Consider the following 25,492-nt stretch of genomic DNA (forward strand, 5'->3'; position numbering starts at 1 on the left):
TTTGGCTAGCAGATCTCCATCACGTCGTGCGTTGGCGCGTCCGGTCGCGCCGTACTCGTCTTGCCCGAGTAGAAGAACGCCGTGGACGAGATGTCGTCCTGCAGCGGCAGGTACCGTCCGCCAGAGCGCCAGCCGAGCGCCTGCACGTCAACGCGCAGCCGCTCCTTGAAGCGGATCGGGTCTGGCAGGTGGAAGCGGTACATGCCGAAGCGCTGCTGGCTCTGGTACTGCCCGTCCGGCCGGATCACCTGCGGCATACCGAGGTACGGCGTACTGAACTCGGTATAGCCACCCAGGTGGGGTACGTCGAAGTTCCATGCGCCACCGAAGTAGTCCTCGGTACCTGTGCCGCAGATGGTGGGGAACTCGTCGTCACCGTCCAGGTAGAACTTCACCTCGCCCTCACCCCACCAGCCGGTGCTGTTGACGCCCCAAGCCAGGTAGGTGCCGACGTAGTGCCCGGGCCCTTCCACACCGTCAAGCAACGTGTGCACGGTCTTGGAGGGCAGCGGGTTGCTCCGGCGCCACTGCGCATGCAGGTACGCCGACTTGTCCGGCACAGCGCCCAGCCAGTAGTCCACCTGGAAGTACACGACCACTGCCTCGTCGTGCGTGTTCTCGATGGTCAGCTGCGCCTGGGACTGGAACGGCATCTCCCAGTAGCAGTTGAAGCCGCCATTGGGGTTCACCGCCACCGGCAGCGAGCTCACCTGCGCGAACTTGCCCCAGCCGGAGCAGAAGAAGTCGCCGACCGGCGTCTCGATCGCGGGCGCGGCGTCGCCGTCCCAGAACGCCCGCAGTACCAACCGGCGCCAGTGGTCGACGTGCGTGGTCAGCCAGATGTGCGTGATGCAGCCGGACCCGGCGATGTCGGCCAGCGTCACGGTCTCCCCCGGCCCGATCTCGATCGACGGCGAGACCTTCCACCCCTGCCCGAGGTCCCGCGCCGCGTGCGCGCCGGTCCCCTCGGTCCGCCGTCCACCCTGACCGGGCTCGCCGGTGGGGTTCTCCGCACTGATGGAGCGCGACTCGACGTCGGCGAGCGCGCTGATGCCGCTGAGGTTCCCAAGAGTCATACCCGCGACCCTAGCGGTCCTGGAGCTTCTGAGAAATCGATTGCCCATGCCGTGGACTCAGCTGTGGACCCAACCGTGGAGCCAGCCTGGACTCAGCAGATCGGCGCTTACCGTCGTTTGTAGTGGTGTAGGCCGGTCACCCACCGGCCGGGACAGGGGGCGACGTGACCTTCGACGAGTGGACCCGCACCGGTCTGCCGCCGCTGCTGCGATTCGCGACCGTGCTGTGCGGTACGCCGTACCTGGCCGAGGACGTCGTACAGGACGTCACGATCAAGGCCCAGCGCGGCTGGGACCGGATCGGCGGGCTGGACCACCCGGAGGCGTACCTGCGCCGGATGGTCGTCAACGAGTACCTGTCCTGGCGCCGGAAATGGTCGCGGTACGTGCCGAGCGACGACGTGGAGACGGGCAGCAGCCCGGACCACGCCGACCGCACCGCCGACCGCGATGAGCTGATCGGTGAGTTGGCCAAGCTCCCACGGCGGCAGCGCGCCGTCCTGGTGCTGCGGTACTACGGCGGGCTGACGGACAACGAGATCGCCGAAACCATGGGCTGCTCGCCGGGCACCGTGCGCGCGCACGCGTCACGTGCCCTGGCAACCCTGCGCATCCAGTTCACCAGCCTGGCGGAGGAAGTGCATCATGCGTACTGAGGAAGACCTGCGAGACGCCTTCGACCACCTGGCCGGCACGGCGCCGCATCCCGGCCAGATCCGGCAAGCACTCGAGCTGGGCGGCCGGCGTGCTGCACACCGACGTACTGCGCTCATCGCCGTCACCGCGGTTGCCACTGCGACCGCAGCGGTCGCGGCTGTCCTCACGCCGCACTTGTTGCTGTCGGGCAACGACTCGGCGGATCAGGAGACCAGGACCTCGGCCTGGGCCAGGTGGGTCGGACTGAGCCTGCCGAAGAACGTCTACGCGACAACCCAGGTCTATGGCGCGAACCGGCAGGACTCTGAACTGCAGGTGGTGAACGCGACCCCGTGGCCGACGTTCTGCCAGCTCCAGGTGCATCGCAACGGCGATTTCGACCCGGGCCGGATCCCGCCGGGCAGCCCCACGATCGCGCTCGGCGGGCACCAGGCCCGGATCGTGACGTCGACCAAGAACGCACCGTTCCCGCCCGGTCCCCAGGGCTACCGATTCCCTCTCTTGGGCGCCCCGATGCAGACTCTCGTCTGGCAACCTGCCGAAGGGCTGTGGGCCTTGCTCAGCTGCGAGTCGCAGCGCCGACTCGGCACGCGCAAGATCCCGACGATCGACGGCCCGTTCGATCCGGACGTCACGATGGCGTCGACCATCGCGCGGTCGCTGTCGGTGGGTCCGCAGCAGCTCGGCTCACCGTTCGTCGCGGACGAACTGCCTGACGGGCTTGCCGCACGGCGGATCACCTATTCGCCCGCAACGGGCAACGTCGCGGGGTCCGGCGAGGACTTCGCGGTCATGTTCAGTGACGGCAACCCGGGCACGGGCTACCGGAAGCCGCCGTCCGGCTGCTCGCTGTCCTTCAAGAGTCCGCCGCCAAAGGTCTGTCCCGAAGGGAACCAGGCCTATCAACCGCAGGTCGGCGACGACATCGAGATCCGTTATTCCACCGGCGAATTCTGGGACAGTTCGAGCCGGCACGCGGCGCCGGTCGCGATCATCCAAGGGATGAAGGCGTACTACGTCTACGCCACCGGATTGGCAACGTCGCAGACCAAGAACACGGTGCCGCCCTACGACGCCGTACGGCTCGAGGGCAACGGGGTCGCGATCACGATCCGCAGCCTCGCCCCGAAGCCATCACTCAACGAGCTCCGCGGCATCGCCGAGAACCTACAGCTGACCAGCTCACCCCAGAACCCGGCCACCTGGTTCGACGCCGCGACTTCGATTCCATGAGCGCTTATATTCATGATCGGTTATATTGTCGGCATGGACAGGCGGCGTGGGACGGTGTTCACAACGGACGACGGCCGGACGGCGATCCGGTTCGAGCGGGTGCTGCCGCATCCACCGGAGCAGGTGTGGCAGGCGATCACGGATCCGGCCCGGCTGTCCGCGTGGTTCCCGGCGGTGGTGGACCTGGATCGCCCCGTGGGAAGCGCGTTGTACTTCGGGGTGACGGCGGAGCAGCAGCGGCGGTACGGGATGGCGGACGACCCGGACCGCACGCCGAATGGGCGGCTGCTGCGGAGCGAGCCGCCGGAAGTGCTGGAGTACGAGTGGTCCGGTGAGATCCTCACCTGGGAGATCACTCGTACTGCGACCGGCAGCCTGCTGGTGTTCACCAACGTACTCACGGAGCCGGACGCCGCCGGGCCGGCCACGGCGGGCTGGGAGGCAGGGCTGGAGGTTGTCGAGGCTCAACTCGACGGCAAGCCCATCACTTGGGACCCGTTGGATCGGGCCGAGGAGTTGAGTGCCGCCTACGAATAGCGGGTTCAGCAGGCGCGGACCTTGGCGTCCAGGCCGTGGGTGAAGGAGAGGCAGGCCCAGGGGCGGCCCTGGTCGCGCTTGGCGCGGATGACGAGCGGGTAGGCGTCCGCGCCGCGCACCTGCGGGTTCTTCTCGGTCGGGAGTGTGCCGACCGCTCCCCCGCGTGCTTCTGCCGCGGCCTGCACGTCTGCGACCGACACCGCGCTCCGGGCGTTCTTCTGCGCCGCGTTCTTCGCGTCTGTCGCGACCTGTAGCGCGAAGTCGATCTCCGGCGGCTTCGACCAGGCCGTCTGTGACACCGGGATGATCAGCCCGAACATCCCCAGCCCGACGCCCGTCACGATCTGCCGCAGCCGCCGGGTCTGGTCGGTGGCCAGCAGTGCGGCGCAACAGACCGCCAGCAGGGCCGTGAGGCCGCGGAGGATCCAGTGCCGATCGAGCCTGCTGTCGACCGCGAGCCCGGCCACGACGGCGATCAACAGACAGAGCCCGGCCGCACCCAGCGCCCGAGCCCGCGGAGACATTGCCGCCCACGGAGACCGAGTCGGCGGAGACACAGATTGCATGACGCGACGATAGACGGCGGTCGCTCGCCGCAAGGCACCGCCCGCTGGGGCTAGGGACAACCTACGGTGACTGGGAACAGGCTATTGCTTGTCTCCACACACCGGGGCCAAGCCAGGTAGGTGCCGACGTAGTGCCCGGCAGCGGGTTCTGGAGAGCAGTCTTGGTCCCAGTCCCGAGCCTGGTCTGCACCGACGGCGCGGATCAGGGCCTGCCTTGCCGCTTGTCGCACTTTCCGGGCCGTTGGGCGCGGGACGCGCCGGTCAGGTTCATGTGACGCCGACGGTGCTGGCAGATTCGGAGGAGTCCCACCGCCCTCGAGGGATTGGATCCGATGACGTGACCGAGAACCCTGGTTCCTGGAGCATTTCGCGGCGGCGCGCGCTGCAGCTCGGCGGAGGTGCCGCCGCCGTCGGCGCCGTACAACTTCCGGCGCTGCCCACCGAGGCCGCCGGCGTCTCAACTGGCCGACAGGCCGTACTGAGTGAAGGCACGAACCTCATGGCGTCCGTGTCGCCGGACGGGAAGTGGCTGGCGTTCGACCTGGTGACGGCGATCTGGGTGACGCCGGCCGCAGGCGGTACGTCGCGCCGGCTCACCGACGACCTGCAGGACGCGACCCGCCCGCGCTGGTCGCCGGACGGACGGTCGATCGTGTTCCAGTCGTACCGCGACGGGAACTTCCACCTCTGGTCGATCCGGCCCGACGGCAGCGGCCTGCGGCAGCTGACCAGCGGGCGGTACGACCACCGCGAGCCGCACTTCACGCCCGACGGCCGATCGATCGTCTTCTCGTCCGACCGCGGCGGCTTCGGCGACGGGGGCAACACCGCGGGAAGCTACGGCATCCACCGGCTCGACCTCGCGACCGGCGCGATCGTCGCGCTGACCGACACCACGAGCGAGGAGGCCGAGCCGACCGTCTCCGCCGACGGCCGGAAGATCGCCTTCACCGTCGACACGAGTTCGATCGTCGAACTCGACCTCGCCTCCGGTGTCCGCACGACGATTGTCAACAATCAGACCAGTATCACCCTGTTCGGGCCGTCGTACTCGCCGGCGGGCCACCTCGCGTACGTTCGCCTGTCCGGTCCGGCCTGCGATCTGATTGTCGACAATCAGCAAGTCACCAATGGACAGGATGTCTTCGCGGTCCCACCGTCCTGGGCGTCGACAGACCTCTTCTACACGGCCGACGGCACGGTCCACCGGTACAACGTCGACGCCGGCGGCGAGCACAGCGTCGTACCGTTTGCAGCCACCGTCCCCGTGACGTCACGGCGGCCGCGGCCGAAGGCTCCTGATCTCGAGTCGACGGGCAAACGGGCGGTGCAGGGGATCGCGAGCCCGACCGCGTCGCCGGACGGGAAGTGGCTCGCGTTCCGCGCGTTGAACGCCCTGTGGCTGGCGCCGACCGACGGCAGGACGCCACCCCGCAAGGTGGTTGCCGACGGCTACTTCAATTCGGACCCGGACTTCTCACCGGACGGCAAGAAGTTGCTCTACGCAAGCGATCGCGACGGCACAGCCGACCTGTGGCTGCACGACCTGGCGACCGGCACCGACACCAAGCTGTCGGGTCTCCCGGGTGCCCAGACCGCGCCGCGTTTCGCACCCGACGGGCAGCGGATCGCCTACCAGGACCAGGACGGCATCGCCTGGGTGCTCGACCTCGCGTCGGGCGAGGTCCGGCAGCTGACGCCGACCCTGTTCCAGCCGGGGCGGGTCAGCTGGTCGCGCGACGGCAAGACGCTCGTCCTGGCCGCGGTGAAGCCGTTCTCCAAACGTTTCCGCGAGGGCACCAGCCAACTACTGTACGTCGATGTCGCGTCGACCGCGCTCGAGTACGTCGAGCCGATGCCGTTCCGCTCGCTCGCCACCCGCGGCGACGACGGCCCCGTGTTCTCACCCGACGGCAAGCAGCTGGCCTTCGTCGTGGAGAGCCTCCTGTACGTCGTACCGGTCGATGCTCGAGGCCGCTTCACCGGCGAGCCGCGCGCCCTGACCAACGAAGTCACGGACTCCCCCGTGTGGCTGAACAACCACACGTTGGCCTACCTGAACAACGGACGGTTGCGCACGACAACTGGTGAGACGATCAAGCTCGACCTGGAGTACCGGCGCGCGACCGTCAACCAGCACGTCACGATCCACGCCGGCGCCTTGTGGGACGGACGCGCGACCACGCTCCGCCGGGACGTCGATCTGATTGTCGACAATCAGCGCATCGCCGCCGTACGACCGCACAACGGCCGCGCCGACATCGACGCGTCCGCATTGACCGTGATGCCCGGGTTGATCGACGCGCACAACCACTGGCATCTGCGCGGACGGGCCTGGGGCGCGCGGCAGGGGAACCTGTGGCTCGCGTACGGGATCACGAGTACGCGCTCTCCCGGCGATCCGGCGTACCAGATGCAGGAGACCCGCGAGGCGCTCGTCAGCGGGTCCTTGCGCGGGCCGCGGTACTTCGCGACCGGTGAGGCGATCGACGGGTCGCGCGTGTACTACAACTTCATGCGGCCGACGTTGTCGCTGCGGCAGCTCGGTCTGGAACTCGATCGGGTCGAGGGGCTCGCGTACGACCTGGTGAAGACGTACGTGCGGTTGCCGATCGAGTACCAGCGGCGGGCGATCGCCTACGTGCACCAACTCGGGCTGCAGTTGTCGTCGCATTACCTCTATCCCGCGGAGCATCTCGGGATGGACGGGATGGAGCACACCGGCGCGACGAACCGGCTCGGGTACTCACACACGGTCAGCCGGCTGGGACGCGCGTACGCCGACGTGGTCACACTGTTCACGCGGGCCGGCCTGTCCGTGACGCCGACGCTCTTCAACTCGACGATGGCGCACGTCGACGATCCGTCCCTGCTCACGGACCGACGTACGACGACGCTCTACCCGTCCTGGGAGTACAACGCGCTGATCACCGAGGTGAACACCGCGAAGGGCCCGGCCGGCGTCACCACGCGAGAACTGCTGCGCGGGAACGTCGACATGGTCCTCCGCATCCACCGCGGCGGCGGGCTGGTCATCTCCGGCACCGACACTCCCCTCGACAACATGGCCGTGTCACTGCACGCGAACCTCCGCTCGATGGTCGCGGGCGGCTTCACGCCGTACGAGGCGCTCACGACGGCGACGCGCAACCCGGCGAAGTGGCTCAACCTCGAGGACAAGCTCGGCGTCGTGAAGCCTGGAGCCCAGGCCGACCTGTCCTTCGTCAGCGGAGACCCGTTGGCCGACATCCGCGCGGCCGCCGCCGTACAACAGGTGATGATCGCCGGCAACCACTACACCGTCGACGACCTACTGGCGCCGTACACGTCCACCAACAACCTGCAGCCCACCGTCCACACCGCCAACGCCCCACAACCCCTGACCCGCAACCAAGCTCATGCCCATGACGCCGACTACTGGTGGCACGAACCCGAATGGCTCCACCGAGCCTGCTGCGAAAGCTAGAAGAGCAAGCAGTAGTTGTGCAGGTCGACAGTACGTATACGTCCACTGTCCGGCGATCCGGCCGACCGCACGGCGTGCGGTGACGGGTATGAGACATATACGTACTGTCGAGCTGCCGCTTCCGGTGAACCGCGTCCCTGCGAACGCCGCTCAGAAGGTTGTTGTGAGGTCCTGGGTTTGGCCGGTTGCTGCCGCGCGGTATGCGGACTCGATGATGTCGATGACGTGGCGCGCGTGTTCGGCGGTGACGATCGAGGGCTTGCCGTCGCGGACCCAGTCGACGAGCTGCATGACGTCCTCGTACACGTGCTGCTCCTCGATCTCCCGGTGTACGCCGGTCACGTGCGGAAGCAGCGCCTGGTTCCCGGGCCCGCGGGGCGACTGTTCGGACGGGTTGCGGTTGGGGAAGTCGAACGGCTCGCCGTTGAGCAGCAGCCCGTCGATCGTTCCCGCCGTACCGTAATAGGCGCCGCCGAATCCTCCGCGCATCCCGCCCGCCGCGGTGCCGGTCGCAACGCAGAACAGGTTGTCGCCGAAGTCGATCAGGATGACGGTGTTGTCGTCGGCATCCGTTTCCACGTCGACTCCTCCGCTCGTGCGAACAGGCACCCGTACGCCGGACATTGCCGTGACCCGCCGCGCCGGGCCGAGGATCCCGGTCACGGAATGCAGCGCGTAGACCGTCATGTCGTACAGGGGTCCGCCGCCGGGCTTGCGGAAGTACCACGACGGATCGATGTTCGTGAGTACGTCGTTCCCGCCGCGCACGGACTCGTCCTCGTGGTAGGTGCCGAACGCGGCCCCGCAGCTCACCCACGACAACGTCCCGATCGCGCCCTCGGCGATCAGCTCCCGCGTCCGCACATGATGCGGTCGCAGCATCTCCCCCGGTGACGCGACGATGCGCAGATCGTTCTTCGCCGCGAGCTCGATCAACTCGGTCGCCTCGGCGACGGTCAGCGTCATGGTCTTGTTGAAGTGCACGTGCTTCCCGGCCTGCAACGCGAGCTTGCCCTGCTCGTAGTGCAACCCGATCGGAGAAGCGAGCGTCACCGCGTCGACGTCGCCACGCGCCAGCAACTCTTCGTACTGGACGAACGCCCGCTCGACCCCGAACTTCTCGGCCGCCGCTTCCGCCCGCCCCGGCACCGGGTCACACACCGCTGCCAACGACACCCGGCCGGCCAGATCCGGCTGACCCAAGTGTGGAAGGAGCCCGCGAACCGAGATGCTCCCCGCGCCGACAACACCGATCCGCACAGAATCCGCCATAGCGGCAATGCTATTGGCGATCAGCGAACCCCGCGGCCGCGCGCGTTTCCGCTTCAGATGCCGAGCTGGCCGTTGAGGACCCTGATGATCGGCCAGGCGCCGTCGGACCAGTTCGAGATGACGGTGTAGGTGATCGATGACGAGGGCTTGTGCAGGCTGGCGAACGACACGCCTGCGTCGTACCCCTCCAGCCAGACGGCATCGCCTGTCGCGTGGAGGTGGAACCCGAGGCCGTAGCGCCTGGACTCCTCCGGCCAGTCACTGCGCGGCCGCACCATCTCGGCGACGTGCTCCGGGGAAACGATCCGTCCGGCGAACAGTGCGTCCCAGAAGGCGCTGAGGTCGGCAGCGGTCGAGTAGATGCCGCCGTCTCCGCTGCCGAGCACGGGGAGATGGAACACGTTCGTTCGTAGGCCGTCGACGGACAGGTAGCCGAGGGCGGCGCGGCCTGGGAGTTCGTCGGAGCGTAGGAACTCCGTGTCGACCATGCCCGCCGGCTCGCAGACCAGCGTACGAACCAACTGGTGGAAGTCGATGCCACTCGCCCGTTCGGCCAGCAGGGCGAGGACGACGTAGCCGCCGTTGTTGTACGCGAACCGCTCGCCGGCCGGGGACACGGTCTTGTGCCCGCCCAGCACTGGCAGGAACTGTTCGGTCGTCGCAAGCTCGTGCACCGACACCGGCATCACATGGTCGGTGATGTCGCCGTCTTCAGGGAAGTAGTCGCCGATCCCGGACCGGTGCGCCAGCAGGTGCTCGATCGTCACGTCATCGGCGATCAGAGGCAGGTCTTTGCCGAGCAGCGAACGAGCGGTGGTTTTGAGCTCGAACGTCCCACGCTCAATCAGGCTCATCACCGCCAGAGCCGTCAGACTCTTCGTCCCACTCGCCGTCGCAAACTGGGTCTCGACCGCATTGACGATCCCGTGGGCCCGATCGGCGTACCCATAAGCCGCACAGAACTCAGTAACCCCAGCCCGATCAACCCGAACGACACCGGAGAACCTAGTCCCCTCAACCGCCCCCTCCAACACGATGCTGAAGCTACCAGCTACGTGTTGCGGTGGGCGATGACTCGGGTGAGGCCGAGGGTTCGGCCGGCGTCGGCGTGGAGCATTTGGGCTTCCTCACGTCCCGGCGTACCGCTGTCGCGATCGCATGCTTCGTTCCACTGCAGCCAGTCCCGCCACCCGTCGGGTAGGCGATCGGCGACCTCGACGGTGACCAGGCCGGTCTTCTCCTAGTGCCGCCGCCACCAGGCCGGACTGTGCCAGGCGCAGAAGTCCCATTGCCAGTAGGGCTCGAGGTGTGGTGGCGGCAGCGTCTCGTACTCCTCGGCAAGACCGGGCTGGATGATGCCGATCCGACCACCAGGTTTCACGAAGCGCGAGTAGTAGCCGAGATACAGGTCGTCGGTGCCGAAGTAGTGGTAGGCGCCGATGCTGACGAGCGCATCGAAGAACCCTTCGGCGAACGGCAACGCGTGAGCCTCGGCATGCACCGGATGCACCCGCCCCTCGAGCCCCGCCTCAGCCACCCGCCGCAGGTTCTCATCGGGCTGCACCCACAGGTCGGTCGCCCAAACCTCAACCCCGAACTCCTTGGCGAGAAAGATCGAACTCAGCGCAGTGCCACACCCCATGTCCAACACCCGCATCCCAGCCTCAAGCGACATGAGCTCGGTGAGAGCCTCCGCCTGCCACACCGGGTTCGGCCCCATCGCCCCATCAACCATCCACCGCCCCGAGTACGCCGCAGCCCGCGGATACCGCTCATTCCTCAGCAGCACGTCAAGCTCAGCATCATCCACGCGACGGCACTCTGCGCGACCACCTGGGCCCAGGCAACCGGTTATTGGGCCCTGCCGTCCGATGTGTGCGTGGAGATCAGCCCGAGCCGAGGTCATGGGACAGGCAATGGTGGGTCGGCACCTGCTATTGCCTGTCCCCAGTCACCGCCGCCTGTACCCAGTCACCGCTGCCTATCCCCACTCCCGACCGCCGCCCCGCCAACCGTCGCCCAGCCCGGTCGCTGCGCCCCTGCGGCTACCAAACGACGGGTTAACCCCGGCTCTTCTGACGCGCTTCTCGGACCGCGGTTGTGCAGAACGCCTACGAGGTGATGCGCCGGCGCAACCGACCGGGTATCTACGCGGAACGACTGTCTTGTCCGGGGATCAGGCCGAGTCGTGGCGTTTGGTTGGCACCGGGAACCGCGAGTCGTGGATCGAGGCTGCGATTGGCCACCGAATCCCACGACTCGAGGATCGGGGGTGACTGCGGTAGGGCGGTGGAGGGGCGCCGGAGCAACCCAACCACCCACACATCCGTCACAAGCGCCAGCTATTCGCTGACAGTGAGGTCCAGCGGCGCCAACAGCATGCTCCCGGTCTCAGTCTGCAGTACGACGACCAGCGTCCACTGGCCCGGTGGGACGGCGTACCCCAGCTCAGGAACCACCGACGCCGTCCCGATCAGGACAGGGACTGGACGAGTCTGCTGAGGTGCGATCTCAAAGCCCACCCGTGCCAGGGTGTGCGGGCCGGCGAAGCGGCCGACCACGGCGCCAGAGCTGTTGGTCACTGCGGAGGACAACTCGCCATTGGTGATCAACAACTCCGTGCGCTCGGTGCGATTCGTGATCAGCAGGTCCCGGTGCGCGTGTCGTCCACTTCGGACCGTCAACGGAGCGAGCGGTTCGACGCCGAACCCAGCGCCTTCAGCTGGCTCGCCGTGGACCTGGAGCAGGTGCGCATTCCCCAACAGTTCTCGGCCCGGAAACCTCATCATCCCAACATGCAGATCGAGCAGGTCGCCGTACCTCGCGTGGAAGTCGGCAGCGATGTCGGTCGCCCACGCGGCCAGCCCAATCCGAATCCGCTTCTCCGACCGCTCGCTGTCGGGGTCAGGCAGGAACATGAACGCGTCCGGCGATTCCTCGAGCAACCGTCGCAACTCCACCCGCAAGCTGTCCCAACCACCCACAACCCGACCATAACGCCTTCACCTACAGCCAAAAGACGCCGCAGCCGTGGCACGCACAATGTCAGCCATGCTCCCGCTCTCCAGGGTGGCGATCGAGCTCGACGACGAGGAACCCGCGTCGTGCGCCGCACCACCACCCTGCCGGTCCGCAACATCAAGGCCGACCGACCACGTCACGTCACGTCTCGTCGCAATAGACCTCGACCGCCGTCGGTAGCGCCGACTCCAGGACAGGCCATTCCGGACGCTGGTTCACCGAGGCGACCCAGTCCGGTAACTGTTTCCCGTCGCCGGGGAACCACCACTCCGAGTGTGATCCCAGCACCTCGAGCCGAGGCGTCGGCAGGTACTGGAGATCGCAGTGGAACTGCAGATACTCGTCGGAGTCAGGCAACCCGAACTGCCTGGTCAGATCGAAGTGAAAGCGGGGCTCGCCGGAGAAGTCATAGATCCCGAACTGGTACAGGAGACCATCGGAGTCTGGCTCCCTCGGCACATCGAACTCGACTCTGCTGAACGAGCCGAACACCGACCACGCGCTCGCCGCGGACAACGACCCCACCGTCAGGCCCGCCTGACGCACAAGAGTGCGAAACACCTCGGGAGAACCCCACGGACTCGGCTGCCGACCACGCATCAAACGACCCCAATCCCATGCACCAGTTGAGCAACCTACGGCAACGGGCCGACCACGGCGGCCTCTCAGTTTCCTAGACGAGGTGTCAACTATCAACTGGCACGTAATCGTCAACCATGCGTTCCCCAATACTTTGGTCTGGGACGGCGCGATCGACAGGTTGCGTCGCCGCCGAGCTGACCGGTGATTGCCAGGCGGTCTGCGGCCCGCCGATCCCGGCGACTTCAACGCTCAGCTGCAGGGGTGGTTGCTGAAGGCAACGCCGGATGACCGTCGGGGCGGCAGCGCCGCGTGCATTAGGCTGCGACATCGAGCGCGCCCCGCGATCGCTGTGCTCAGTCGCAACCCGCTCACCGGAAGGACTCGAGGATCCCGCGGACCACGAGGAGCTCAATGACGACGAACGTGATCAGTGAAAGCCCGTTCGCTGACGATGTGCGCGCCGTGGCTGCGCACTACGGCGTGACGGAGAGGACGTGGTGCCGGCTCCGACTCAGGGCGAGGTGAACCTGACGGTCTTCCTCGGCGGTTCTTATCGGTTCGCTTGTAGCCGAGCGCTGGATGCGTGGGCGGGAAAGTAGCAGTCGCCAGCGGCACGGGTCAGTTGGGTGCGGGCTTTGGTTGGTAGTCGCCCGCGAGCGGTAGCGAGCAGGTCGCCGGCGGCAGCCGGCAGTTGGGAGTACGGCGCTAAGCCGGGGGCGGTGGGAGCGCGCGGAGTGGGTGCGCTGAGGAGCGGAGCGACGAAGTTAGCGCCCGCTAGCACGCGGGGGTCAGACCACATTCCTACTCATCACAGCCGTCTGCTCCAACCACATTCCCACCATCACAACCGCATCCCTCACAAGCTCCCCGGCGTACTAGAAGGGGAGTTTGGGTTGGGGTGGGGCGTGGGTGGGGTCTACGCCGTCGAAGAGGCTGCTGACGGATTCGCCGTCGTGGATTCGTTTGATGGCTTCGGCGAAGAGGCCGGCTACTGAGGTGACTTGTAGGTCGGGGAAGCCGGTGGGGCGGGGGACGGTATCGGTGCTGATGACTTCGGTGATGGAGGGGTGGGAGCGGAGGCGCTCGACCGCGGGGCCGGCGAACAGGCCGTGGGTGCAGGCTACGGCGGCCGACGTGCAGCCGCGGTCCTTGAGGCGGTCCAGGAGTTCGATGATGGAGCCGCCGGTGGCGATCTCGTCGTCGAGGACGATCGCGCGTTTGCCGGCGACGTCGCCGACGATCGTGTCGATGACCACGCGGTCGTCGGCGAGCCGCTGCTTGCTGCCGGCCGCGACCGGGAGGCCCAGCAGGCGGGCGAACTGCGTTGCGGTCTTCGCGTTGCCGAGGTCGGGGCTGACCACGACGGTGTCGGACAGGTCGCGCCCGCGGAAGTGGTCGGCGAGGATGCCGATCGCGGTCAGGTGGTCGACCGGGACCGAGAAGAAGCCGTGGACCTGGGGAGCGTGCAGGGACATCGTCAGGACGCGGTTGGCGCCGGCCGTGGTCAGCATGTCGGCGACGAGCCGGCCGCCGATCGAGATCCGGGAGGCGTCCTTCTTGTCGGACCGTGCGTACGCGTAGTGCGGGATGACGGCGGTGATCTGCTGCGCCGACGCGCCGCGGGCGGCGTCGATCATCAGCAGTAGCTCCATCAGATGGTCCTGCGTCGGCGGTACGAGCGGTTGCACGATGTACACGTCTCGTTGCCGGCAGTTCGCCTGCAGTTGGACCTGCAGGCAATCGTTGCTGAAACGATGGATCTCGACCGGAGACAACGGTACGCCGAGATCCTTACAGATCTGCTCCGCCAACTCGGTGTGGGCACTTCCGCTGAACACGACGATCTCTCGCACGGCTCTCCCCGAACGCTGCGACCCCGACAGCTGAACCCTAACCGATCAGCCGCGCGAGAATTTCCGCGGCCGTACGGCAGTCGGCTGCCGACGCGTCGAGATGCGTGACGACCCGCAGCTGCGTCGCCCCGACACCACCGATCAGTACGCCGGCGTCGCGAGCGCCGGCCACCACCTCGGCGACCGTGCGACCGGTCGCGGCCAGGTCGGCGACGACGATGTTGGTCTCGACCTGGTCGGGCTTCACCGAGCCGGGCGCCGCGTCGGCGAGCACCTCGGCGATCGCGCGGGCGTTCGCGTGGTCCTCGGCGAGTCGCTCGACGTTGTGTTCGACGGCGTACAGCCCGGCCGCCGCTAGTACGCCGGCCTGCCGCCAGCCGGCGCCGAGACGCTTCCGCCAGATCCGTGCCTCGCGGATCAGCTCCACGGAGCCCACGAGAACGGAGCCGACCGGCGCGCCGAGGCCCTTGGACAGGCAGACACTCGCCGCGGCCGCTCGCGAGGCAAAAGACGCGACGGGCCGTCCAGTGGCGACACCAGCGTTCCACAGTCGGGCGCCGTCGAGGTGCAGCGGGATACCGCGCGCATCGAGTTCGTCCGCGAGTACGTCGTACCCGTGCTGGATCGACCCGCCGCCGAAGTTGTGCGTGTTCTCGACCGAGACGGCCGATGTGACGACGAAGTACGGACCGAGGTCGGGTGCGATCAGCGCGCGGATCTGCTCGAGGTCGATCTGCCCGGACGGCGCGCTCCAGGTACGGGTGGTGACACCGCTCACGGCCGCGTGCGCGCCGAGCTCGGCCCGCGCGATGTGCGCACTCGCCTCACACAGCACCTCACCGCCGGGCGGCACCAAGGAACGTACGCCGAGGATGTTCGCGAGCGACCCCGTGACGGTGAAGAGACCGGCCTCGTGCCCGAGCAGCCCGGCGACCCGCTCCTCCAACGCGTTGACGGTCGGGTCCTCGCCGTACACGTCGTCGCCGAGCGGGGCCGACGTCATCGCGGCCAGCATGCCCGCGGACGGGCGCGTGACGGTGTCCGAGCGGAGGTCGATCATGCCTGTGCGCCGCGCAGGCGTTCCGCGACGAGGAATGCCAGCTCGAGGGACTGGTGCCGGTTCAGCCGCGGGTCGCAGGCGGTCTCGTACCGGTTCACGAGGTCCTCCGCGACCAGCTCCTCACCGCCGCCGAGGCACTCGGTGACGTCGTCGCCGGTGAGCTCCATGTGGACGCCGCCCGGCCACGTCCCGACCTGCTCGTGGGCGTCGAAGAAGCCTTGCACCTCGTCCATCACGTCGTCGAAGTTGCGGGTCTTGTACCCGTTCGGCGTCTCGTACGTGTTCCCGTGCATCGGGTCGCACACCCACGCGATCGGCGAGCCGTGGTCGCGGACCGCCTCCAGCAGCGGCGGCAGCGCCGAGCGGATCTTGCCCGCGCCCATCCGGGTGATGAACGTGAGCCGGCCCTCAATGCCCTTCGGGTTCAGCTTGTCGATCAGGGCCCGGATGTACTCCGGTGTCGTGGTCGGACCGATCTTCACACCGAGCGGGTTCGACAGCGAGGCGAGGAACTCGACGTGGGCGCCGTCCAGCTGACGGGTCCGCTCCCCCACCCAGAGCAGGTGGCCGGACACGTCGTACGGCTGCTCGGTCCGCGAGTCGATCCGGGTCAGGGCGTGCTCGTACTCGAGGATGAGCGCCTCGTGCGACGCGTAGAAGTCGACGGTCCGGAACTCGTCCGAGGTCGCGCCGCACGCTCGCATGAAGGCCAGCGCGCGCTCGATCTCCGAGGCCAGCTGCTCGTAGCGGCGGCCGACCGGGGAGGACTTCACGAAGTCCGTGTTCCAGGCGTGCACCTGGTGCAGGTCGGCGTACCCGCCGGTGGTGAACGCGCGGGTCAGGTTGAGCGTCGCCGCGGCCGCGTTGTAGACGCCTCGGAGCCTGGCAGGGTCCGGGATCCGCGACTCGGGGGTGAAGTCGAAGCCGTTCACGGCGTCACCGCGGTACGACGGGAGCGTCACGCCCTCGCGGGTCTCCTCCCCGGACGAGCGCGGCTTGGCGTACTGCCCCGCGATCCGGCCGATCTTCACGACCGGCACGCTGGCGGCGTACTGCAGTACGACGGACATCTGCAGCAGCACCCGCAGCTTGGCCCGGATGTTCTCCGCGGTCACGCCCGCAAACGTCTCCGCGCAGTCGCCGCCCTGGAGGATGAACGCCTCACCGCGGGCGACCGCACCGATCTTCGTCGTCAGGTCGTCGCACTCACCGGCGAACACCAGCGGCGGCAGCGTCCGGAGTTCCGTGATCACCTGCTCCAGCACACCCTGATCCGGCCACTCCGGCTGCTGCAGCGGCTTCAGCCCCCGCAACTCGTCCAGCGTAGGAACCCCGGGAACCTCACCCGCCGTCAACGTCGCAAATTGCATGCCCTCAGCCTAGTTGACCCCCCTCGCACGCTGCGTGCGCGTCTCAGGTGAGGGAGCTGGGGTCCTGGGGGACGTCTACGGCTTGGGCGCGGAGGGCAGACAGGGGGATGGTGTCCAGGGCGCGGACGTGGGTCGATGCGAGTACGACGGGGGCCGGGGCGCCGGCGTGGTACGACTGGAGCCAGCGGGCTGCTACGACGCACCAGCGGTCGCCCGGCTTCAGGCCCGGGAACTGCCACTCGGGGCGCGGGGTGATCAGGTCGTTGCCGATCGAGGCCTGGTGGGCCAGGAACTCCGACGTCATCACCGCGCAGACGGTGTGGTTGCCGAGGTCCTCCGGACCGCTCGTGCAGCAGCCGTCGCGGTAGAACCCGGTCACCGGATCGGTGCCGCACTCCTCGAGCGGCTCACCGAGCACGTTCAGGTCGTTGTCCATGACGGCAATCCTCGCCGTACGACAGCCGGAATGCGGTCAGCTGGCCTTGGTGTCGCCGAGGCGGACGTGCTCGTCGATCGACTCGCCGGCCTTGAGCAGTTCCTTGGCCTTGTCGGCGTACATGTCGACGTACTCCTGGCCGGACAGGTCCATCAAGGCGTACATGATCTCGTCGGTGACCGAGCGCAAGACGAAGCGGTCGCGCTCCATGCCCTCGTAGCGAGAGAAGTCCAGTGGCTCGCCGAACGCCACGCCCGGCCGCACCAGGCGCGGCAGCAGCCGGCCCTTCTCGCGGTAGAACATCTTCGGCCGGATCGAGCCCGGCGGCTGCAGCTTCTCGGTGTCGATCATCGCGACCGGGATCACCGGGACGCCGGCCACGATCGCCATCCGGGCGACGCCGGTCTTGCCCTTGTACAGCCGACCGTCGGGCGAGCGGGTGCCCTCGGGGTAGATCCCGAACAGGCCGCCCTTCTCGAGGATCCCCAGGCCGGTGTTCAGCGCGGCCAGCGAGGCGCGGCCGCCGGAGCGGTCGATCGGGATCTGGCCCACGGACCGGAAGAACGTGGCGACCAGCTTCCCCTTCAGGCCGGGACCGGTGAAGTACTCCGATTTGGCCGGGAAGACGATCTGCCGGGGAATCGAGACCGGCAGGAAGATCGAGTCGCAGAACGCCAGGTGGTTGCTGACCAGCAGCGCCGGACCGTCGGTCGGCACGTGCTCCGTCCCGGTCACCTTGGGCCGGAAGAGCAGCCGGACCAGTGGTGCGACCAAGAACCGTCTGAGGAACAGGTACAGCATCCGCCTCGACCTCCGTCACTCGCCCGACACTCACCAGCACTCATTGAGAGCCCACGTCACCATCGTCGGCCCGTACCTGCGTCCGGCACCAGTGCCCGCCGGTGGCGGTCACGCGACAACTCCGGCGCGCCACCTTCCGGTGCGGACACTACGTTCCAGCTTCCCCCTCAGGCAATGTCACCGCCAGGAATGCGAGTGTTGCTCACCGTGTTGTCACCTGGATGCAGACTGGATGCAGACTCGTTGCGGCCCAGATGCGACGATTGTCACGCGCCTCAGGGCCCAGTTGTGAAGGCCCGGTGGTACGGCGCAGTTGTGAGGACAGTGAACGGCGAGGAGTCGAGCGTGCCAGTGCAAGCCCACGCGGAGGAGTTCCGCAGTCCCGGCACCGGGGGGAACGCCGCCGTCGGCGTACTGCTGAGCCACGGATTCACCGGTTCGCCGCGGTCGATGCGGCCGTTCGGTGAGCACCTGGCCGCCGAGGGGTACGGCGTCGCGGTACCGCGGCTGCCCGGTCACGGGACCAGCTGGCAGGAGATGAACAAGACCGCCTGGCCGGACTGGTACGCCGTACTCGACAACGAGTTCGAGCGGCTGCGCAAGGAGCACGACAGGGTCTTCCTGGTGGGGCTGTCGATGGGCGGCTGCCTGGTACTGCGGCTTGCGGAGCAGCACGGAGCGGACGTATCCGGTCTGGTCCTGATCAACCCGTCGGTGCGCACCGACGACAAGCGGCTAGCACTGCTGCCGGTGCTGTCCAGGCTGGTGCCGTCGTTCCCGGGCATCTCGAACGACATCAAGAAGCCCGGCGTCGACGAAGGCGCGTACGACCGGATGCCACTGCGGGCGCTGCACTCGCTCTCGCAACTGTGGAGGATCACCCGGGACGATCTGGCGAAGATCACGCAGCCCGTGCTGTTGTTCCGCAGTACTGTCGATCATTTGGTGGAGCCGAGCTCGGGGCGGGCGGTGCTGTCCTCGATCTCGTCCCGCGACGTGACCGAGACCCTGCTCGAGGACAGCTACCACGTGGCAACTCTGGACAACGACGCACCGCGGATCTTCGCGGACTCGACAGCCTTCATCAGCCGGCTGAGCGAGCCCCAGAGTGAGTCCAAGATTGAGCACCGCAATGCGTGACAACGGACTGACCGCGACGTCGTACACGTCGCTCGGTGGCATCGATCCGCTGGTCGCGGAGCCGGTGCTCGACGCGCTCAAGGCGGCCGGCATCGCGGCGTACTGCGAGAACCAGAGCGAGGCCCTGCGTGAGGTCGCGGCGCCGGAGGAGGCCGAGGAGCCGGTCCGGATCCCGGTCGGGTACGACGAGATCTTCGTCGACGCCGAGGCGGTGGAGCGGGCCCGCCCGGTGATCGACCGCAGTACCGAGGACGCCGAGTGGCAGTCGTTGGTGGAGCAGTTCAACCAGCCGTCCGCGCCGGGGCACGACGGCGGCGAGGAGACGGTGGCGCGCTGGCCGGCGAGCGAGGACGTCGACGACAAGTACGAGCCGCTGATCGACGTACCGGCCGGGCTCACCGTCGAGGAGAAGAAGACAGAGGACGCGGAGCCGCCGGCCAGGAAGGCCGACGACCCGCACGACCACTACGTCCCGCCGGAGCCCCCGCGCGGGCCGCGGCTGGACTGGATCAGCCGGCTCGCCTGGCTCGGGCTGCTCGGCGGCCCGCTGCTGCTGATCCTGGCCGCCCTGCTCGACTTCGGCACCGGCCGGATCACCACGCTCGCGGTCACCGGATTCATCGGCGGCTTCCTCACGCTGGTCTTCCGGATGAAGGACCGGCTCCCTCCGGGCGACGGCGGTGACGACGGAGCCGTCGTCTGAGTTAGAGTGCGGATCGTCGGACAATCTGACGACATCACTCGTTTGGGAGGGCACCCGTGCAGGTCACCGAGACCGTCGAGATCACCGGCCACCTGATGGACTCCGGGCTGCTGTCCCGGGTGCTCGACGACATTCGCGGGTACGGCGGCGAGTACACGCTGGACAAGTTCGATCTCGGCTACGACAAGGACGACCCGTCCACGGTCCGGATGACGGTCGGCGCGGAGGATGAGGAGTCGCTGCAGCGGCTGCTGATGCGGATCCAGACCAAGGGCGCGAACCTGGTCGACCCCGGTACGCCGGAAATCACCGAGGTCAGCCAGGACGGGGTGTTTCCGGACGGGTTCTACTCGACCACGAACCTGCCGACGAGCGTCCGGCTCGGCGGTCACTGGGTCACCGTCCAGAACCCGGAGATGGACTGCGGCCTGCTCGTCGAGGGTGACCCTGAGTCCGGCACCGTACGGACCATTCCGATGTCCGAGGTCCAGGCCGGGATGAGGATCATCACGAGTGCGCAGGGCGTGCGGGTCACGCCGCCGATCGTGACGAGCACCGAGGACGGATTCGGCTTCATGGAGTCGGACGTGTCGTCGGAGAAGCCGCAGCGGGTGCTGGTGAAGCAGGTCGCGGACGGGATGCGCGAGGCGAAGGCGAACGGGCAGAAGGTGCTCTGGGTCGGCGGGCCCGGCATCGTGCACACCGGCGCCGCGCCCGCGATGGTGGCGATCGTGGAGGCCGGGTACGTCGACGTACTGTTCGCCGGCAATGCGCTCGCGACGCACGACATCGAGTCGTCGCTGTACGGGACGTCGCTCGGCGTGGATCTCGCCCGCGGGCGGGGTGTCGAGCACGGGCACGAGCACCACATCCGGGCGATCAACACGATCCGCAAGGCCGGGTCCATCGCGGCGGCGGTCGAGCAGGGCGTGCTGACGTCCGGGGTGATGCACGCGCTGGTTCGGCAAGGTAAGAGTTTCGTGCTGGTCGGGTCGGTGCGTGACGACGGGCCGCTGCCGGACGTCTACACCGACGTACTCGAGGGCCAGCGCGCGATGCGGGCCGAGCTGGACGGGGTCGGGTACTGCCTGATGGCCGCGACCATGCTGCATTCGGTTGCCACCGGCAACATCCTGCCGGCGTCGATCCCGTTGACCTGCGTGGACATCAACCCGGCGACGGTGACCAAGCTCGCGGACCGCGGCTCGTCCCAGGCCCGCGGGATCGTCACGGACGTCGGCCTGTTCATCGAGCACCTGGCCCGCGAACTCTCCCCGTCGTACGCCGACATGAAGTGACCCCATCGCCGTACACGCTGGTCCTATGCTGAATCAGGACTTCGAGTCGTTCCTGCGGCGCTTCGAGGAGGCCAATACCGCGTTCGTCAACGGCGATCCGTCGTTGTGGTTGCCGTTGGTGTCGCGCAGCGAACAGACCTCGATCTTCGGCGGGTTCGGCGGCCAGGAGGTCGGCTGGTCCGAGATCGGGCCGCGGTACGAGTGGGCGTCCTCGCAGTTCCTCCCCAGCGGCGCGAAGATCGAGTTCGAGTACCTCGTCAAGCACGTCGGCGCGGACACGGCGTACACGGTCGCGATCGAGCGCGGCACCGTCCAGCACGTCACCCAGCCGGCCCCGGTGCCGCACCTGCTGCGCACGACGATGGTGTTCCGGGCCGAGGACCGCGCGTGGAAGATCACCCACCGCCACGCCGACCCCCTCAACCCCACCTCGGCCCTGACGGGGCCTTAACGGCTGAGGTCGCGGTGTCCGCCGGGGCGATAGCCGCTGCCCTCCCGACGGCCCCAGTCCGGAGCGTTGCCGGCCCGCACCTCCGGTCCGCCTGCGTCCAGGCCGCGCGACATCGCCTTGCCGGCGTCGGGACCGTGCTGAACCGTCCGCTGCAACGCCTCGGCGAACTCGATCACCTCTCGGACCTCGTCCTCGACGTCGAAGTCGTTGCGGGCCAGGTTCCGCATGCCCGCCCGCGGAAAGTTGTGCCGCAGGACCACAGCCTCCGTGTAGGTCTTGTCCGGCTCGATGAACGCGTTGTCGCGATCGGGTGCCACCAGCAACTGCTGCTGCTCCGCATGCGAGCTCTGACCGACGGCGTGCAGCCAGCCGTCGTCGTACCGCTTGGTCTCGGAGAACTCGGACCTGTTCGCCTCGCAGGTGGCCCGCACCGCTTCGATCAGATCCTTGCCTTTGATCGGCCGATCGAACCGGACCGTCTGGCGGACGTTCGAGCCACTGATGTCAATCGTCATCCCGGCACCCTTTCACGTCACCGGGCCGACCTGTCTGCACCGTCACGTCCGCCTGGGCATGACGCCTGGACCGCGAGCGTGTTGGATGGCGGTATGACGGAACTCGTGCACCTGGACACCGATGGCGGCGTTGCCACGATCACGCTCGACTCGCCGCACAACAAGAATGCGTTGTCGCAGCAGTTGACCGGTGAGTTGCTGGCGCGGCTCGAGGCGGCGGGTGGGGACGATGCGGTGCGGGTGATCGTGGTTCGGTCGGCGCTGGACGTGTTCTGCTCGGGGGCCGATCTGTCCGAGGCGACGACCGTCGGGATGGGCGTCGGCGCGCAGCGGATGGTCGACGTACAGCGGGCGATCGTGGCGAACCCGAAGCCGGTCGTCGTGCGCGTCGCGGGCCCGGCGCGAGCGGGTGGCATCGGGATCGTGGCGGCGGCCGACATCAGCATCGCCGGGGAGAGCGCGACGTTCGCGTTGACCGAGGTCCGGCTGGGGCTCGCGGCGGCGACGATCTCGCTGACGGTCCTCCCCCGGCTCACGGACCGCGCGGCGGCGTACACCTTCCTGACCGGCAACGCCTTCGACGCCCTCGAGGCGGCGCGTCTCGGCCTGCTCACGCTCACGGTCCCCGACAGCGACCTGGACGCCGCCGTCGACACGGTGCTCACGTCCATCCTGAAGGGCGCACCACAGGGCCTGCGCGAAACCAAGAAGCTCCTCAACCGCGAGTTGCTCGCCGACATAGATGCCCGCGGCAAAGACCTCGCCGACCTGTCCGCATCCCTGTTCGGCTCCCCCGCCGCCCAAGAAGCCATGCTCGCGTTCCTGAACCGCAAGAAGAGCTAATTCGTTTGCCGCACACCGATGCCGCTGCTGGACTGGCGGCATGCGGCAGCTCACCGAGGCACAGCGGACGCAGTTCCGGAACCAGGGGTACGTCGTCGTGCCCGGCGTACTCACCGACGACCAGATCGCCGCCGCTCGCCGCATTGTCGGCGAGATGCTCGAACGCCAGCCGCCGGAGGGTGTCGGCGCGCACTTCCTGTGGCCCGCCCTCGACGGCGGACACCCGCTGCTGGCGTTGTACCGCGCAGCTGGGATCGCGGAGCTGGCCGCGCAGTTGCTGCGGCCGGAACTGGAGCTTCTCGAGCCCGACCAGGCCCAGGTCGCGACGACGATCCCGCCGTGGCCGCACCGGCCGGGCGGACCGCACGTCGACGGGATCACGCCGGGTCTGGAAGACGGCACGCCGGGGACGTTTACGATGCTCGCCGGATTGTGGCTGACTTCTCACGAGGAGCTGGACCGGGGCAATCTCTACCTCTGGCCGGGGACGCACCTTCGCTTCGGCGAGTACCTTGCCGACCGTGGCGCCGACGCGCTGTCCCGGGTCGACGAGATGAATCCGGGCCCCTACCCCGACATCCCGCTCGGCGATCCGATCCAGGCCACCGGAGCGGCCGGCAGCGTGCTCTTCGCGCACTATCTGCTGGCGCACAACATCGGCGGCCACTCCGGCAGCGCGGACGACGTACGCCGGGAAACCCTGTACTACCGGCTCCGGACCACGACGCATCGCGCCAACTGGCGGGCCGCGGTCACTGATCCGCTGCTCGAGTTCAGACCCTGATCTCGATCAGCATCGGGAGGTGGTCGGAGGCGGCGGCGAGGTCCTCCGCGGAAGCAGGTGTCGGGAGGATGCGTCCCTGCAGCGTCGGCGACAGGTGGGCGCCATCGATGCGTTTGTGGGGATTCGTGGAGCTGAAGGTCGGGCCCGCGTCGGCGCCGAGGTCGGTCAGGCCTTCCTCGGCCAGTCGTTTCCACACCGGGCCGTCGGGTTCCTCGTTCAGGTCGCCGGCCAGCAGGTACGGCGTGCCGAACGCGCGGCATCGCTTCAGGATCTGCTCGAGCTCGTGCTGACGGCCGAGGATGTGCAGGCCGAGATGACAGCAGACGACAGCGACCGGCGTCGTGCCGACGAGGACCTGACCGCCGACGGCGCCGCCGGACAGCTGGGTGGCGACGAAGTTCAGGCGCCGGCGGACGAACGGCCGCCAGACCCGCCAGCGCAGCGGATCGCCGAGCTCGATGCCGTCGGCAACCAGGATCGCGTTCCGGGCGGCGGCCGCGACGTACCGCATCCCGAAGGTGGCGGCCATCGCCCGGCGCTTGCGACGGGTGCCGAACCAGGTCGGCGCCTCCTGCACGAGCATCACGTCCGGCGCGCACGCCCGCACCACGCGAGCGAGCGCCGTACGGTCGTCTCCCCACCGGTGCACGTTGTACGACAGCACCCGCAGGGCGCCGTCACTCATGCCTCAGGGTCGCCGTTCAGGTCAGCCGGGTGCAGGTCGGTGTCCTGCGCCGCGGCGCGCATCCCGGTACGCCGTCCCGCGGTCTTCCGGGCCGCCCGCTCGAGGCGGGTCGACCGTCCGCGCGCCGCAGCCGTCTTCGCGGTCACGGCAGTGGTCTTCACCCGGACCCGGCGCAGCCACGTCGCCTCTTCACGCGCCAGGTCGGCCGCACCGACCAGGCCCGCCTCCGGCCCGAGCACCGCGCGCACGATCCGCGCCTCCGGGCGGAATCCGCGGCCGGTCAGCGTCCGCTTGAACGCCTCCCGCGCCGGCGCCAGCAGCAGCTCGCCCGCGTCGGACACGCCACCGCCGATCACGAACGTGCCCGGGTCGAGCGCGGCGGCCAGGTTCGCGAGGCCGATGCCGAGCCAGCGGCCGACGTCCTCGAGCAGCTCGACCGCGACCGGGTCGCCGTCCTTGGCCAGCGCGGTCACCATCGGGCCGTTGATCTTGCGCGGATCGCCCTCGGCCGCCCGCAGCAGGTTGTGCGCGACCGGCGAACCGGACAGCGCCAGCTCACGGGCCTCCCGGGTCAGCGCGTTGCCGGAGGCGTACTGCTCCCAGCAGCCGCGGTTCCCGCACTCGCAGCGGTGACCGCCCGGCACGACCTGCATGTGCCCGAACTCGCCCGCGATCCCGAACTTCCCGCGCTGCAACGCGCCGTCGTTCAGGATCGCGCCGCCGATGCCGGTGCCGAGGGTGACGCACACCAGGTGGCTCTCGCCCTGACCGCCGCCGAACCGCCACTCGGACCAGGCGGCCGCGTTCGCGTCGTTCTCGACCACGACCGGCAGGCCGAGCCGGCGCTCGACCGCGTCCCGCAGCGGCTCGTGCCGCCAGGCGAGGTGCGGTGCGAACAGCACCGACGACCGGGTGCCGTCGACGAACCCGGCGGCGCCGATGCCGACCGCGATCACGTCGTGCCGCGACTCCAGGTCGCGCACGATCTCCGCGATCGCGTCCTCGGTCTCCTTCGGGTCCGTCGTCGGCGTGTCCCGCCGCAACCGGTCGAGGATGTTGGCCTCCGGGTCGACCACCCCGGCGGCGACCTTGGTCCCGCCGATGTCGATCCCGATCGTCAGTGCCTGCGTCAACGCCAAGGTT

General features: G+C 68.4%; 25 protein-coding genes. 10 read left to right on the plus strand and 15 right to left on the minus strand.

Features of this window, described 5'->3' with window-relative positions:
* Positions 1–5: 5 nt before the first annotated feature.
* Entirely contained in the window at positions 6–1,076 is a 1,071-nt protein-coding gene (locus EV647_RS04465) for a glycoside hydrolase family 172 protein (protein WP_133786185.1), read from the minus strand.
* A gap of 164 nt (positions 1,077–1,240) precedes the next feature.
* On the opposite strand from EV647_RS04465, the gene EV647_RS04470 reads away from it, so the two are divergent.
* From EV647_RS04470 to EV647_RS04480, 3 genes are read left to right on the plus strand one after another with little or no spacing between them, the layout of a single operon-like run.
* Complete coding sequence (locus EV647_RS04470) at positions 1,241–1,732, plus strand: SigE family RNA polymerase sigma factor (protein WP_133998789.1); 492 nt, start codon at positions 1,241–1,243, stop codon at positions 1,730–1,732.
* The gene (locus tag EV647_RS04475) at positions 1,722–2,966 is read left to right on the plus strand and encodes a hypothetical protein (RefSeq protein WP_133998792.1); all 1,245 of its coding nucleotides are present in this window, start codon (positions 1,722–1,724) and stop codon (positions 2,964–2,966) included. Before EV647_RS04470 ends, EV647_RS04475 begins: the two co-directional genes overlap by 11 nt.
* A 33-nt stretch (positions 2,967–2,999) precedes the next feature.
* Positions 3,000–3,503, plus strand: a complete 504-nt coding sequence (locus EV647_RS04480; protein WP_166680222.1) for an SRPBCC domain-containing protein — start codon at positions 3,000–3,002, stop codon at positions 3,501–3,503.
* 5 nt (positions 3,504–3,508) lie between these two features.
* Here EV647_RS04480 and EV647_RS04485 read toward each other — a convergent pair whose 3' ends face one another.
* Positions 3,509–4,027 (minus strand): hypothetical protein, encoded by a 519-nt coding sequence (locus EV647_RS04485; RefSeq protein ID WP_133998798.1) that lies wholly within the window; start codon positions 4,025–4,027, stop codon positions 3,509–3,511.
* Between the two features lie 379 nt (positions 4,028–4,406).
* On the opposite strand from EV647_RS04485, the gene EV647_RS04490 reads away from it, so the two are divergent.
* The gene (locus tag EV647_RS04490) at positions 4,407–7,535 is read left to right on the plus strand and encodes an amidohydrolase family protein (protein ID WP_238177027.1); all 3,129 of its coding nucleotides are present in this window, start codon (positions 4,407–4,409) and stop codon (positions 7,533–7,535) included.
* Between the two features lie 150 nt (positions 7,536–7,685).
* Here the strand turns inward: EV647_RS04490 and EV647_RS04495 are convergent, their stop codons facing one another.
* The 10 genes from EV647_RS04495 to EV647_RS04540 all read right to left on the minus strand — a co-directional run bounded on the left by EV647_RS04495 (position 7,686) and on the right by EV647_RS04540 (position 17,930).
* Positions 7,686–8,807, minus strand: coding sequence for a Gfo/Idh/MocA family protein (locus EV647_RS04495; protein WP_133998800.1), 1,122 nt, complete (start codon positions 8,805–8,807; stop codon positions 7,686–7,688).
* Between the two features lie 53 nt (positions 8,808–8,860).
* Positions 8,861–9,841, minus strand: a complete 981-nt coding sequence (locus tag EV647_RS04500) for a serine hydrolase (RefSeq protein WP_238177028.1) — start codon at positions 9,839–9,841, stop codon at positions 8,861–8,863.
* Positions 9,842–10,047: 206 nt separating this feature from the next.
* Positions 10,048–10,617 carry a cyclopropane-fatty-acyl-phospholipid synthase family protein gene (locus EV647_RS04505; RefSeq protein ID WP_238177029.1) on the minus strand — a complete coding sequence of 190 codons (570 nt, stop codon included), beginning with the start codon at positions 10,615–10,617 and terminating at the stop codon, positions 10,048–10,050.
* A 532-nt stretch (positions 10,618–11,149) separates the two neighbouring features.
* Positions 11,150–11,791 (minus strand): hypothetical protein, encoded by a 642-nt coding sequence (locus EV647_RS04510; RefSeq protein WP_133998806.1) that lies wholly within the window; start codon positions 11,789–11,791, stop codon positions 11,150–11,152.
* Positions 11,792–11,969: 178 nt separating this feature from the next.
* Complete coding sequence (locus tag EV647_RS04515; RefSeq protein ID WP_133998809.1) at positions 11,970–12,389, minus strand: hypothetical protein; 420 nt, start codon at positions 12,387–12,389, stop codon at positions 11,970–11,972.
* Between the two features lie 896 nt (positions 12,390–13,285).
* Positions 13,286–14,263 carry a ribose-phosphate pyrophosphokinase gene (locus EV647_RS04520; protein WP_133998812.1) on the minus strand — a complete coding sequence of 326 codons (978 nt, stop codon included), beginning with the start codon at positions 14,261–14,263 and terminating at the stop codon, positions 13,286–13,288.
* A 37-nt stretch (positions 14,264–14,300) separates the two neighbouring features.
* A complete protein-coding gene (locus tag EV647_RS04525) occupies positions 14,301–15,323 on the minus strand; it encodes a low specificity L-threonine aldolase (RefSeq protein WP_133998815.1) in 1,023 nt (340 codons plus the stop codon).
* Entirely contained in the window at positions 15,320–16,693 is a 1,374-nt protein-coding gene (locus tag EV647_RS04530) for a class II 3-deoxy-7-phosphoheptulonate synthase (protein ID WP_238175137.1), read from the minus strand. The genes EV647_RS04525 and EV647_RS04530 overlap by 4 nt, the downstream gene beginning before the upstream one ends.
* A gap of 43 nt (positions 16,694–16,736) precedes the next feature.
* Complete coding sequence (locus EV647_RS04535; RefSeq protein WP_133998818.1) at positions 16,737–17,129, minus strand: DUF2237 family protein; 393 nt, start codon at positions 17,127–17,129, stop codon at positions 16,737–16,739.
* A gap of 36 nt (positions 17,130–17,165) precedes the next feature.
* Positions 17,166–17,930, minus strand: a complete 765-nt coding sequence (locus EV647_RS04540) for a 1-acyl-sn-glycerol-3-phosphate acyltransferase (protein ID WP_133998821.1) — start codon at positions 17,928–17,930, stop codon at positions 17,166–17,168.
* A 345-nt stretch (positions 17,931–18,275) separates the two neighbouring features.
* Here EV647_RS04540 and EV647_RS04545 point away from each other — a divergent pair, with 345 nt between their 5' ends.
* The 4 genes from EV647_RS04545 to EV647_RS04560 are packed head-to-tail and all read left to right on the plus strand — an operon-like array spanning position 18,276 to position 21,522.
* On the plus strand, positions 18,276–19,070 hold the full coding sequence (locus tag EV647_RS04545; RefSeq protein WP_238177030.1) for a carboxylesterase: 795 nt from the start codon (positions 18,276–18,278) through the stop codon (positions 19,068–19,070).
* Complete coding sequence (locus EV647_RS04550; RefSeq protein ID WP_133998825.1) at positions 19,063–19,773, plus strand: hypothetical protein; 711 nt, start codon at positions 19,063–19,065, stop codon at positions 19,771–19,773. Before EV647_RS04545 ends, EV647_RS04550 begins: the two co-directional genes overlap by 8 nt.
* A 56-nt stretch (positions 19,774–19,829) precedes the next feature.
* Entirely contained in the window at positions 19,830–21,071 is a 1,242-nt protein-coding gene (locus EV647_RS04555; protein WP_133998828.1) for a TIGR00300 family protein, read from the plus strand.
* A 25-nt stretch (positions 21,072–21,096) separates the two neighbouring features.
* Positions 21,097–21,522: a nuclear transport factor 2 family protein gene (locus tag EV647_RS04560; protein ID WP_133998831.1), complete on the plus strand. Its 426-nt coding sequence runs from the start codon at positions 21,097–21,099 to the stop codon at positions 21,520–21,522.
* Here the strand turns inward: EV647_RS04560 and EV647_RS04565 are convergent.
* Positions 21,519–22,037 (minus strand): hypothetical protein, encoded by a 519-nt coding sequence (locus tag EV647_RS04565; RefSeq protein WP_133998834.1) that lies wholly within the window; start codon positions 22,035–22,037, stop codon positions 21,519–21,521. The two genes, EV647_RS04560 and EV647_RS04565, sit on opposite strands and share 4 nt — an antisense overlap.
* Positions 22,038–22,130: 93 nt before the next feature.
* Here EV647_RS04565 and EV647_RS04570 point away from each other — a divergent pair, with 93 nt between their 5' ends.
* Together EV647_RS04570 and EV647_RS04575 are read left to right on the plus strand one after the other, a co-directional pair.
* Entirely contained in the window at positions 22,131–22,880 is a 750-nt protein-coding gene (locus tag EV647_RS04570) for an enoyl-CoA hydratase-related protein (RefSeq protein WP_133998837.1), read from the plus strand.
* Between the two features lie 40 nt (positions 22,881–22,920).
* Positions 22,921–23,664, plus strand: coding sequence for a phytanoyl-CoA dioxygenase family protein (locus EV647_RS04575; RefSeq protein ID WP_133998840.1), 744 nt, complete (start codon positions 22,921–22,923; stop codon positions 23,662–23,664).
* On the opposite strand, the gene EV647_RS04580 is transcribed toward EV647_RS04575, so the two are convergent.
* Positions 23,654–24,349 carry an endonuclease/exonuclease/phosphatase family protein gene (locus EV647_RS04580; RefSeq protein WP_133998843.1) on the minus strand — a complete coding sequence of 232 codons (696 nt, stop codon included), beginning with the start codon at positions 24,347–24,349 and terminating at the stop codon, positions 23,654–23,656. The two genes, EV647_RS04575 and EV647_RS04580, sit on opposite strands and share 11 nt — an antisense overlap.
* A complete protein-coding gene (locus EV647_RS04585; RefSeq protein WP_133998846.1) occupies positions 24,346–25,488 on the minus strand; it encodes an ROK family glucokinase in 1,143 nt (380 codons plus the stop codon). Before EV647_RS04585 ends, EV647_RS04580 begins: the two co-directional genes overlap by 4 nt.
* Positions 25,489–25,492: the final 4 nt, after the last annotated feature.

It is taken from the genome of Kribbella sp. VKM Ac-2566 (genome assembly GCF_004366005.1).
Lineage (GTDB): Bacteria > Actinomycetota > Actinomycetes > Propionibacteriales > Kribbellaceae > Kribbella > Kribbella pratensis.